The sequence below is a fragment of the Streptomyces sp. NPDC029138 genome, from assembly GCF_055564375.1.
This window is the reverse complement of sequence record NZ_JBVHWM010000040.1, coordinates 1-11,896: the sequence shown is the minus strand read 5'-3', so window position 1 is coordinate 11,896 and position 11,896 is coordinate 1. Positions and strand designations below refer to the sequence as shown.

The 11,896-nt window shown below is 67.3% G+C and carries 8 protein-coding genes and 2 pseudogenes; 8 read left to right on the top strand and 2 right to left on the bottom strand.

What is annotated here, in order from left to right:
* Positions 1–34: 34 nt before the first annotated feature.
* The 3 genes and pseudogenes from ACZ4WH_RS27140 to ACZ4WH_RS27130 form a co-directional block, all read left to right on the top strand.
* Positions 35–289: pseudogene (locus tag ACZ4WH_RS27140) on the top strand (IS5/IS1182 family transposase); the annotation flags it as partial.
* Between the two features lie 776 nt (positions 290–1,065).
* Positions 1,066–1,909, top strand: a pseudogene (locus ACZ4WH_RS27135) (IS5 family transposase).
* 44 nt (positions 1,910–1,953) lie between these two features.
* A complete protein-coding gene (locus tag ACZ4WH_RS27130) occupies positions 1,954–2,142 on the top strand; it encodes an AbrB/MazE/SpoVT family DNA-binding domain-containing protein (RefSeq protein ID WP_468185117.1) in 189 nt (62 codons plus the stop codon).
* Here ACZ4WH_RS27130 and ACZ4WH_RS27125 read toward each other — a convergent pair.
* A complete protein-coding gene (locus ACZ4WH_RS27125) occupies positions 2,123–2,923 on the bottom strand; it encodes a very short patch repair endonuclease (protein ID WP_468185115.1) in 801 nt (266 codons plus the stop codon). The genes ACZ4WH_RS27130 and ACZ4WH_RS27125 overlap by 20 nt on opposite strands.
* Before the next feature lie 4 nt (positions 2,924–2,927).
* Positions 2,928–4,298 carry a DNA cytosine methyltransferase gene (locus ACZ4WH_RS27120; RefSeq protein ID WP_468185113.1) on the bottom strand — a complete coding sequence of 457 codons (1,371 nt, stop codon included), beginning with the start codon at positions 4,296–4,298 and terminating at the stop codon, positions 2,928–2,930.
* 218 nt (positions 4,299–4,516) lie between these two features.
* Here ACZ4WH_RS27120 and ACZ4WH_RS27115 point away from each other — a divergent pair, with 218 nt between their 5' ends.
* The 5 genes from ACZ4WH_RS27115 (at position 4,517) to ACZ4WH_RS27095 (ending at position 11,724) form a co-directional block, all read left to right on the top strand.
* Positions 4,517–5,170, top strand: coding sequence for an Eco29kI family restriction endonuclease (locus ACZ4WH_RS27115; protein WP_468185110.1), 654 nt, complete (start codon positions 4,517–4,519; stop codon positions 5,168–5,170).
* Positions 5,171–5,263: 93 nt separating this feature from the next.
* A complete protein-coding gene (locus tag ACZ4WH_RS27110) occupies positions 5,264–6,493 on the top strand; it encodes an IS701 family transposase (protein ID WP_468185107.1) in 1,230 nt (409 codons plus the stop codon).
* 544 nt (positions 6,494–7,037) lie between these two features.
* Complete coding sequence (locus ACZ4WH_RS27105; RefSeq protein WP_468185105.1) at positions 7,038–9,440, top strand: ATP-binding protein; 2,403 nt, start codon at positions 7,038–7,040, stop codon at positions 9,438–9,440.
* Positions 9,441–9,444: 4 nt separating this feature from the next.
* A complete protein-coding gene (locus ACZ4WH_RS27100) occupies positions 9,445–11,118 on the top strand; it encodes a DEAD/DEAH box helicase family protein (RefSeq protein WP_468185102.1) in 1,674 nt (557 codons plus the stop codon).
* 6 nt (positions 11,119–11,124) lie between these two features.
* On the top strand, positions 11,125–11,724 hold the full coding sequence (locus tag ACZ4WH_RS27095; RefSeq protein ID WP_468185099.1) for a hypothetical protein: 600 nt from the start codon (positions 11,125–11,127) through the stop codon (positions 11,722–11,724).
* The last annotated feature ends 172 nt before the right edge of the window (positions 11,725–11,896 follow it).

The window sequence follows — 11,896 nt, the reverse complement described above, 5'->3', positions numbered from 1 at the left end:
GCTGAAGCGCACGGTGTCCCGAGTGCCGGGGAGCGGCCGGTCCCGCGGCGGGTCGACCTCCACGATTCACCTGGCCGCCGACCGGCGCTGTCGGCCGATGGCGATCGTCCTGACCGCCGGGTAGGCCGCCGACAGCCCTCAGTTCATCCCGGTGCTGAACAACGTACGGGTCCGTCTGCCGGTCGGCCGTCCCCGCACCCGGCCCACCGCCGTGGCGGGTGACACCGGCGCTCCACTCCGGAGGGGCTACCGGTGTCACGTCGGGGCGCAGTGGATGGAGACGCTCATCGCGTTGTGCGACGCCTGGCTGGCCAGGAACGCGGGGGACGGCGTTCACCCGTCCACCGCCCCTGGCAAGAGCGACGACGAGGAGCTGGCGGACGCGGTCCTCGCCGAGATCCCAGGGACCGGTTCGTGCCGGACGCGGTCAGGCGCGACCTGGCCGAGTACGCCCGGCACTGCACCCCTAACCTCGCCTTCCGGCTGTTGCTTCGGCGATGGCGCAAGCCGGCACCGGACGCGACGCAGCGCTCACGCCGGAGCACTACGCGCGGCTGGAGGGCTTGGGACCCGCCCTGTACTACGGCGAGTTCCTCGTGTCAGAGCTACGCCATCTGGTTCGGCCCTGCTGGCGCTTGAAGGCCGACCGAGCCAGGGCGGGGACGATGCGGAACTCGGTCATCCACCTCTCGCAAGGGGCCCGTCATCTGCTTTCGGCGGATCTCGGCAGCAGTCGCTGCCGAGATCCGTGACGGGGATGTTCTCGACGTCCGACGACGACTGGGACGGCCGATAGTGAAGCAGCGCGTCCTCGCCCACACCCCGGGAACCCGGCCGGCCGCGCGCCGGCCACCGGCTGGCCACCAGCACGGACACCGCTGGCGCCGATTCTCACAGATTTCCTGCGGGCAACTTGTGATCTTGCTTCGATTTGGTAGACACCTACAGCACCTGCTTGGAGACACTGGTCCCGGACCTCGGCCTCCAAATCCTACGAATGACGGAGACCGATCCCACCAACAAGCTAGGCAGTTTCGTTTGGATCAGTCGATCGTCGGTCCTGTTGTGCCGTTGACCGACGCGCAGTGGGCGCGGATCGGGCCGTTACTCCCGGACCGGACACCGAAGCGGGGTGGTCGTCGGCGTGATCACCGTGAGGTGATCGACGCGATCGCGTTCAAGTTCCAGACCGGCACGCAGTGGGTGCATCTGCCGGAGAAGTACGGCAATTGGCGGGGTGTCTACAACCGGCTGCGGATGTGGGCCGTCGACGGCACCTGGGAGCGGGTGTTCACCGCTCTTGTGGCCCAGGCCGACGCCGATGAGGACCTCGACTGGGCGGTCTCGGTGGACTCCACGATCGTGCGGGCCCACCAGCACGCGGCCGGGGCCCGCAAAAGGGGGCCCCGGCCGGCGAACCGGACGACCACGCCATCGGCCGGTCCCGCGGCGGACTGACGACAAAGATCCACCTCGCCGCCGAGGCCCGCTGCCGACCCCTCGCATTCGTTCTCACCGCAGGCCAAGACGGTGACGCACCCGCCTTCACCGCCGTCTTGGCCCGCCTGCGCGTTCACCGTCGGCGAGGACGCCCCCGCACCAGGCCGGATCTGATCCTGGCCGACAAGGCGTACTCCTCCCGCGTGATCCGCGAGCACCTGCGCAAGCGCGGCATCCGGGCAGTGATCCCCGTCCCGGCGGACCAGCGCAGCCACCGGCTCCACCGGGGCAGCCGAGGCGGCAGGCCACTGGCTTCGACCGCGAGACCTACAAGCAGCGCAACACCGTCGAGCGGTGCATCAACCGCCTCAAGCAGCGGCGAGGCATCGCCACCCGCTACGAGAAGACCGCCGCCATCTACCTGGCCGGACTCCACATCGCAGGCATCTTCCTCTGGCCCGCCCGCTGATCCAAACGAAAGACCCTAGCGCCCCCGGATGAAGGACTCCGCCAATGATCCCCTCCCCATCCGAAGTGGTTGTCGACGAGCACGGCACCGTCGCCCTGCCCATGAGCATCCTCGCCGAGGCTGGGATCAATCCTGGTGAGACCCTGCTGGCCTTTAGCAAGGGCGACGGCAGGATCGTCCTCCGACGTCTGGAGGGCGCCGTCACAGATCTGCTCAACGGCCGACCGTTGTAGCGTCCCGCTGGCCTCCGGAGGCTCGCCACCGCCGGAGCAGTCGCTCGATCTCGTCTGCGGCCCGGGCCGGATCTTCGTGCTCCCACACTCGGATCACTCTCCACCCAGCTGCGAGCAACTTCTGGTTGGTCTCAGCATCCCTGGCCCGGTTGCCGTCGATCTTCTCGCGCCAGAAGTCCGCGTTTTTTACCGCTGGGCGGTAGTGGTCGGGGCAGCCATGCCAGAAGCAGCCGTCCACGAAGACTGCGACGCGGTCACCAGGGAAGATCAAGTCCGCCTTACGGCGAATCTCGGCGAGCGGCCGGGCGTTAACTCGATAGCGCAGTCCGCGCTGGTAGAGCAGCCTCCGCAACGCTAGCTCGGGGCCGGTGTCCTTGCCGCGATTGGCACGCATGGCAGCCCGGACCCCAGGCGAAGAGGCGGTCGACTCGGGCGGCAGCGTCTCCACCGCCAACAGCCCTCTATCCCTAGCCCGCTGCCAAGCCTCAGCTAGGTTCTCGCCCCTGGACGCGCGCTCGACCTCGCAGACATACCGCTCCTGGGTCTTGCCATCCTTCGACCAGCGCAGGTACGCGCGGATGCGCCGCGTCCGCCGATACAACCGCAAACTGATCGAGGCGCGCGCGAAGCGACCGTCGCCTAGCGCGACGTTGCGTCGGTTGCGGCCTCCGGCCGCGCGGTCCTGCTCCACCGCTGGTGCCACGGCACCAGCGCGCCGCTTGTACGCCCGCTCCGGGGGAAGTTGGTCTTTCCAGTGCCCCCCGGCCCCGTGTTCCTGCATGACCTCAGTGTCCAGCTGCTGAGAGCGCGTCGGCGACGGCGTTGGCGAAGAACTCACCGAGAACGACCGGGACGGCGTTGCCGAGCTGGCGCATCTGCTCCCCGCGGGGGCCTGACCCCAGCCATTCATCAGGGAATGTCATCGCCCGAGCCGTCTCTCGAACCGTCATGTAACGGTGATGATGTGTCCACCCGTCCGGTGATGTGGGGTCCGCATAACCAGTGTCGAGCAGCACGACGGACTCTCCACCGGGCACACCGTGCACGCCGGCCTTGACCGTCTTGGCAGGCCTGTCGAGCTCGTTCGGTGTGTGCCCCTGGTAGATACGCGCTCCCGGCCAGCCGATGTGGTCGACGACGCCGATCTCCTTGCCGAAGTCGAACTTCTCGTCGAGACGGCCGAGGTCCACTGGCGGAAGCGCCGGGAGTTTGACATCGGTGCCGTAGCCCTTGATGGCGTCACGCAGTGTGCGCCATGGCCTGATCTTGGGGTCTTCTTCCTTGGTCGGCTTCGGCAGCTTGGCCCGAGCCCACGCACGCGCCCGTTCGCGCGCTCGCGGAGGCACGTCCGAGTGGCGTCGCCAGTACGGCCCGTCCTCGTCGAGCATCGAGCGCCACAGGGCGGTCTCCGAGAACTGAGGCGTGTTGACATATTTCTCGAATGCCTCGATATCAACCGGAATGTCGGCGCGGAAAGCCACGAGCACGATGCGGTTACGGATCTGGGGCACCCCGTAGTCCGCCGCGTTCACAGGCACCATCACGACCTTGTAGTGGTCGGGATCGGCGTCGTTCTGGGAGAGCCCGCCGATGATGCCCTTTAGGTGCTCATTGTGCGATTCCCAGCTGACCTCGTCATCCCGCTTCTCGAAGGGGAGCGTCAGTTCGTTCTGGATGTACTGGAAGTACTCCGCGAAGGAGGGCCGCCGCAGACCGCGGACGTTCTCGCAAATGACCGCCTTGGGCCGGATCTCGCGGACGGCCTTGAACATGGCCGGGAACATGTTGCGCTTGTCCTCGTCGCCCTTGGCGACCCCGCCGGCGCTGAATGGCTGGCACGGCGGGCCACCGGCCAGGACATCCACCTTGCCTTGGAATGCCGTCATGTCGAGGTCCCGGACGTCCCCAGGGTAAAGCGGCGCGGGCCGCCCGGGCCCGGGAGGCTCGGGCTTCGTATCCTCGACGAGTTCGATCCCGTCCACACCCAGCGTCTTCCGGGCGCTCGCCACGAGCGTCTCGCACGCGCGCTTGTTGAACTCGTTGAACAGGAGCGGACGGAAGCCCGCCTGGTGGACCGCCATGGCAAGGCCACCCCCGCCCGCGAACAGCTCAACACTCGTCCGCGGCTTCTTCGTCTTTTTGGGCTGGTCAACCATGCGAGAACCATACCGCGGAGCTGGTGATCATGGGGCCGTTTCACTCGAATGAGTCGCCAGAGAGTGAGCAAGACCATAGGGTTCGTCATGATCCATCACTCCCGAAGGAGCAGGGCGAATGTTTTTCGGCGCTGAAGGCGGCGAGCTTAGTTCGCGGCCGCGCCAGAACAGCGACGGCCCCCATCCGGCACGGACACGCCCCCATCGATCAGGAAGCCATGCCCTCCGAGTACACGCCCGCCTCGTTCGACCCGCTGTCGACCGAACAGATCGCGAACACCGTCTGCGAGACCTTCGAGCGTCAGCCCCTGGTTTCCATGACCACGGAGATCCCCAGGTTCGAGGGGTCCGGGTTGTACGCGCTTTACTACCGTGGGGCCGGCGTGGCGCTGTACCTGCCCCTGTCGACCATTCAGATCCCCGTGTACGTAGGGCAAGCCACCAGCAACAGCGCCACCGGGGCAAGGGTCCGGGAGCGGTTTCCTCTCCATAGCCGCCTCAAGCAGCACCGAATCTCGATCATCGAAGGCGGCCTCCCCATCGATGAGTTCCGGTTCCGGGCGCTGCTGCTGCCGGACGTGCACGCGAATCTGGGTGAGAACGGGTTGCGCGTCGGCTACCAGCCGGTGTGGAACAGCATCCTCACCGGGTTCGGCAGCAAGGAGCAGGGGGCGACAACCCGGCAGAGCCGGAAAAGCAAGTGGGACACCGTGCACGAGGGGCGACGGCGCACCCACGGGGGCGTCGTCCATGACGTCGAGGCCCTCGTCTCGGAGGTCAAGGATCATATCGAGCGGCGGGTCGTCGGATACGACGCTCTGCCGTGGTCGCACCCGAGCACCGAGACGTTCCTGGACCGCGACGCCCCCTGAGAGCAGAGCGTTTCGGTGGTGATCAGCGGCTGAGACCTAGTAGCGCTTCGTTACGTTGGGTGATCTTGTCTGGTGGTGGGCATCTTCCGGGGTATGAGGCTGGGGGAGGTGGAACGGCTCCTGGGTGAGTTATCGGAGTTCGTTGCCGATGTGTTCGCTTCGGTGCCGCGGCGGGATCAGCGGCGGTGGGGCGAGTGTTATCTGCGGGGTCTGATGCTGGACGGCCGTCGCAAGTCGATCCAGCCGATGGCCGAGCGGCTGCCGGACGGGAACATGCAGGCTCTGCAGCAGTTCGTGAACCAGTCGCCGTGGGATTGGCTGCCGGTGCGGCGGCGGATCGCCGAGCGGTTGTGCGAGGCGATCCGCCCCGAGGTGTGGGTGGTCGATGATGTGTCGTTTCCCAAGTGCGGCACTGCCTCGGCCGGGGTGGCCCGGCAGTACTGCGGAGCGTTGGGCAAGCGGGCGAACTGCCAGGTCGCGGTCAGCGTGCACGCGGCCACGGACACCGCGTCGTGCCCGTTGGAGTGGGAGCTGTTCCTGGCCGAGGAATGGGTGCACGACGGCAGGCGGCGGCAGCGGGCCCAGATCCCTGGCGAGGTCGGGCATGCTTCCAAGAGCCGTCTGGCGCTGGGGCTGCTGGACCGTCTGGCCGCGCAGGGGATGGCGGTGCCGGTGATCGTGGCGGATGCCGGGTACGGCCGCAGCGTCTGCTTCCGGCTCGCGCTGGAGGAACGCGGCTGGTCCTATGTCGTGGCCGTCGATCCGAAGGAGATCGCACGGCCTGTCGGCGCCGAGCCGTATCAACCCGCTTACGGCGGCTTGGGACCGCCGCCGCTGCCCCGATACCGCGAGGCGCCCCGGTCGCTGCCAGGCCTGGTTGAAGAGGCCGCCGTGTTCGAGAAGGTCAGCTGGCGGCAGGGCAGCAAAGACACGCTGACCTCGCACTTCGCCGTGATCCAGGTGCGGCCCTCGGGGAAGGAAGCCAGCCGCACTGCCCAGGAACAAGCAGGCGGACGCAGTCGCTGGAATGGCGTGCTGCCGTTGAGGACGTTGCTGGTCGAACGGCCCGAAGAAGCCGATGAGCCGACCGGTTACTGGATGACCAATCTGCCTGCCATCACCCCGGTCGCCGACCTGGTGCGGTGGGCGAAGATGCGCTGGCGGATCGAGCACGACTACCGCGAGCTCAAACACGGTCTGGGCCTGGACCACTTCGAAGGCCGCACCTGGCGCGGCTGGCACCACCACGTCACCCTCGTCACCGCCGCTCAGGCCTTCCTCACCCTGCGGCGACTCGACCCAAAAGCACAGATGCCGGCCTGACCCTCTACCAGGTCCTGGACGCACTCCAGGACCTGCTGAGGTGCTGGACCGGCACCTGCACCACCTGCGGCCGACCCCTCACCACCAACAGAACCAGACCCAGAACCTAACGAAGCACTACTAGCCGACACCGCCGAGAAGGCCGTCCAGATCGTGCCTCGCTGCGGCTGCGTCTGGTTGCTGTCCTCGGAATGCCGCGCCCCCGCACCATCCCCAGGATGCGCCAGCCACGGCGTCAGGCTGAAGTTGCCCGCAGCAGCCGCCCGACTCCCCTCAGGCTCGACGACGAGGGGCCCTCGGCCAACGGGCCTGCCCTGTCGAATGCCCCTGGGCGCGATGCGTGACACAGAGGTCGCCGCAGTGAGCGGGCGCTCGGCCTCCGCTCACCGTCGGACGAGCACCTCCTAGCCACCGCGCTCCCCGCTGACTTCCCGGATCAGAAGGGGAACCGTCCCCGATTGTCAGTGCCGTGGTGTAAGCCTTGGTTGACCTGACAGATACCCGCTGGACCACCACGCTGGCGCGTTTACCGAGGAGGAGCACTTTGTCGACTGACGCCGAGCGGGCGCCCCTTGAGGAGATCGACCTCACGCCCTCGCCGCAATTGTTGGAGGCGTTGGGGGACATCCCCTACAAGCCCTGGCAGTGCATGGCTGAGCTGATCGACAACTCTTTCGACGACTTCCTGACCGACCCGGACCTCACGCGCGGGGAGCCCCGGGAGGTCTGGATCACTCTTCCGAAGCCGACCGACGAGGACCTCTTCGTTAGCGTGATCGACAACGGTCGCGGTATGAGCCGCGAGATGCTCCAGAACGCGCTCCGAGCCGGCTACAGCGGCAAGCGCCGCTACGGCAGCCTGGGGCTGTTCGGCATGGGCTTCAACATCGCCACCGCGCGGCTTGGGAACCTGACCGAGGTGCGGACGACCCGCGCGGGAGACCCCGACTGGCTGGTTGTGGAGATCGATCTGCGGCGGCTCGCCCGCAACGACAGCTACAAGTCGCCTCTTCGCCGTGAGCCGAAGGACGATCCCGCGCTGCACGGCACGGAGGTCGTCGTCCGCCGCCTCCGGGACGAGATCGCCGAAGACCTCAAGCGCCCCCGCCGGCACGCGGCGATCCGCGCCGACCTCGGACGCGTGTACTCCTACCTGCTTCGTAGTGAGAACCCCGTACCCGGGGTCCCCGACGGCCCCATGGCTGGGCGCGGCTTCAAGCTTAAGGTCAACGGCAAGAACGTGTCACCCCGGCTCCCCTGCGTCTGGTCGGCATCACGGACAGTCACCAGGCAGGGCCGCGAGATCCCGGCGATCAGGTCTGTCGACATCCGCCTGGCACCCGCCCTCGCCTGTATGGACTGTGGTCACTGGCAGAACCCGGACCTCGAGTTCGACCGTTGCGTCCAGTGCGAGAGCGAAGACCTGCAGCTGCGCGAGCGACGTATCCACGGCTGGATCGGCGTCCAGCGGTACCTTCACGAGAGCGACTTCGGCATCGACTTCCTCCGCAACGGCAGGAAGATCCGGGTCGGGGACCGCTCTCTGTTCTCCTGGGAGAACCCGGACGACGGCGCCCTCGTCCCGGAGTACCCGGTGGAGGTTCCGGCCAACCAGGGACGCATCGTAGGCGAGATCCACCTCGACCATGTTCCGGTGGGCTATCAGAAGCTGGACTTCAACCGCGAGAGCCGCGAGTGGCGGTACGCGGTGACAGCCCTGCGCGGTGAGGGCCCAATGCGTCCGAAGAAGGCCGCCACGCTTGGCTACCCGCCAAACACCTCCCCCCTCGGCGAGATCTTCAAGGGCTACCAGGAAAACCGTCCGGGCACTGATTGCCTCATCCCTGGCGACGGAAGCAAGGCGACCCACGAGGCGGCCCGCGACTGGGGCGCGAAGTTCCACGCGGGTCAGGCCGAGTATCTCTCGGACGAGATCTGGTTCACGGCTGTACTCGCCCACGACGAGGCCCGCGATAACGGTGGCCGGGCCCCGAGCCCGACCGCCGGCGCCGGCGGGCCTCGCGGCTCGCTGTCCGGGCGCACGGGTTTGGCTCCTCTGGGCAAGGGCCAGACGGATGCCGACGGTGAGGCGCGGCCCGTAACTCCCGTGGCTGAGCCCGAGCCCCAGCCGGTAGAGACGGAGGAGCAGCGGTTTGCCCGGTACCGTGCTGACTCGACCCGCCTGTTCGACCTCGCGGGCGAGGTGAGCCTTCCTCGCTTGGGGCGGCGGATCGTGACGGTCTTTGACAGCCACGTGCCCCTCCTTGACGATCAGGAACGTCAGGTTCCTTCCCTGGCCCGGATGGGGCGCGGAACCAGCCTGGAGGTCTATGTCTACAGCGAGCACCCGGTGTTCCGGGAGTACGGGCGCGACCCGCGCGACTACGCGCTGATGGAGATCGCGCAGACGCTGCACGCCTTCGAACCCGATGGGCAGAAGGTGACGGCGGTCCTCGCTGACGTTACCCGGCAGTTTCCGGACCAGCGGGTCACCGAGTCCGCACTGCGGGAGAGGGCCGAGGCAATGACCGGCCGGGTCCGGGCCCTGATGGAGCCGATCGTCCCTCTGAAGGCGGCCGAGTTGTGGGCTGCCCTCCCTGAGGACGCTCGCCTCCGCGCCGAGCGTGAAGCGGGTCGGGCTGACGCCTCCCTCGACTGGCCGACGGTGGTCAAGGAGGGCGCGTTCGTGGCGTACCTCGACACGGCCGGCATCGCGGCGCTCGTACGAGTATTCCCGGGCGATTTCCTCGACGGCGCGGTGTTCAAGACCTCTTGGGCCGGCTGGTCGGACAGTGAGATCAAGGACCGCCAGGTGGCGCAGGCCGTGAGACCGCTTGAGGTCGTGAGTGAGTTCCTGGCCGAACCGGGGACGAAGACCCGGTTGGAGCTGGCGCTGGCCAGGATCACCTTCGACATGCTCGACCACAACATCGTCCGCTCGGAGTGAATCTGTGAAAACCTCCTTCATGGCCCCGGATTTCCTGCGTGCCCTTGGGCCGTCGGGTTTCACTCGCCAGGTGGAGCGCCTCGCGCTCCACCTGGGTTTCACCGACGTGGTCAACATCGACGGGTCCTACGATCAAGGAGGGGACATCCTCGCGCTCCGGGAGGGAAAGCGCTGGGTCTTCCAGGCGAAGTGGAAGGCGGGGGCGGCCGTGCCACCCAGCGCGATCGACGAGGTGCTCCACGCCAAGGCCCACTACGGCGCCGACCACGCTGTAGTCGTGACGAACAGCCGCTTCGGACCTACCACCCGCAAGCGCCGCGAGAGTCTCGCGGCAGCCGGGATGCGCGTGGAGCTGTGGTCTGGTCACGAACTCATGGATCTGTACGCGGACGACGTGTTCGCTGCCCGGCGCCTTCCGCCGCATACCCTGCGGAACTACCAGGAGCAGGCGCTCCAGGCCGTCCTCGACGACCTCGACAGCTCAGACCGCGCACTGCTCGTGCTGGCCACCGGCCTGGGGAAGACGGTGGTCGGCGGCGAGGTGATCGCTCACCATCTCAGTCGGAATCCCAGCGACAAGGTCCTGGTCGTCGCCCCGGCCAAGGATCTGGTAGACCAGCTGGAACGCGCGCTCTGGCAGCACCTATCCAAGGACGTCCGCACGCAGCTCCTGACCGGAGATCACCGACCCGACGACCTGCGAGGGGTGACGTGCGCCACTGTGGCGAGCGCCCTCGGTTACGCGCGGGCCGGCTACCGGCCCGCTCTGGTGATGGTCGATGAGGCCCACCACGTGGCCGAGGACGGGCAGCTCGCCGAACTGCTCGACGTCCTCGCTGCCAGCCGTCAATTCGGAGTGACGGCGACGCCGTGGCGGGGCGACCGCTTCGATATTCGCCATCGGTTCGGCGAGCCGAGCTTCACTCTCGGCATCGAGGACGGCATGCGGCTCGGCTACCTGTCCGAAGTGCGGTACAGGCTCTACGCCGACAGTATCGACTGGGACTTCGTCCGCTCTGCCAGCGAGCACAGCTACTCGATCAAAGACTTGAACGCTCGACTCTTCCTGCCAGAACGGGACGAGGCGGTCCGTGAACAGCTCATGACTGTCTGGGAACGGACACTCCAGCCGCGCGCGATCGTATTCTGCCGCACCGTCGAACACGCGGAGCGGATGGCCGCCCTGCTCGGAGAGGTGCCCCAGTGGCGGGGGGCTCTCGCGGTCCACGCGGGCCTGGACCGGCGGGAGCGACAGGCGCGGCTGATGCGCTTCCGCAGCGGTCAGACGCCGATCCTCACCGCGGTCGACATCCTGAACGAGGGAGTCGACGTTCCTGACGTCAACATCCTCTGCTTCGCGCGAGTCACGCACAGCCGTAGGATCTTCGTTCAACAGCTCGGGCGAGGCTTGAGGTTGCGCGCCGGTAAGACGCACGTGGAGGTTCTAGACTTTGTCAGCGATATCCGTCGCGTCGCGGCCATCATGAACATCCGCCAACAGGTCGCAGAGGACGAACTCGAAACCCTGCGGCTGGCGCGGCGTGGCACCAGTTTCGAGTTCGCGGACCAGCGCGCTGAGAGCCTGATGCGTGAATGGATCAAGGACGCGGCCAGTTTGGAGACCGCGCTGGACGAGAGCCGTCTACAGTTCCCCAACCCCGCCGCCTTTGGAGGCTGAACCTGAATGAGCGAGATCGACGAGGAGATCCGGGGGGAGGTCCTCTCCGAGGTCTACCGCCAGATCGAGGAACTCGATTGGGACGGGCTATCCGCGCGTGAGCGATCACGATGTTACGAGCGGTGGGTCAACGATCCATTGATCGGTGACAAGCTGGCCCGATTCATCCCTCGGGAGAAGGTCCGGGTGTGGATCAAGGACGGGCCAGTGAAGGAACTCCCTCGGGTCCGCAACGGCATTGGCCCCAACGCGAAGTACGCTTCCCGCCGTTACCCGACGGCCGATCAGATCGCCCGGCAGGTTCTCGGTCCGGAATGGCGAGCAGACCTCGACACGCTCGACATAAAGCCCACCCAGTGTGTCGTCAAGGGGCCCGACTCCGAGCGACTCATGATGTGGGCACCCGCTCAGAACCTCCAGGACCTCGTCTGGGCCGGAATCAACGCTAAGGTGGACGATCGCCCCAAGCCTCTCCTTATCATCGGGCTGACACAGGGGCAGCGGCTGGGCGAAGCCGAGCAGGCGAGGCAACGCCTTATCGCAGGGGTTGCCGGGCTCGAGCTGATCCACACCACACTGAGACTGATGCGCGTCTCTCCCCGCTGACCTTTCAGCGGTGGCTCACCGCGCTGGCGAGCAGGCTCGGATGCCCCACGACCGCATCCGTACCGCCGCAAGTCATCTATCGCTGCGGGCGGGCGTTGGCGTGCCCCCCCCCCCCCCCCCCCCCCCCCCCCCTCGGGTTGCTCGGCCAGGAGGCCAGGGGGGGGGGGGTGCG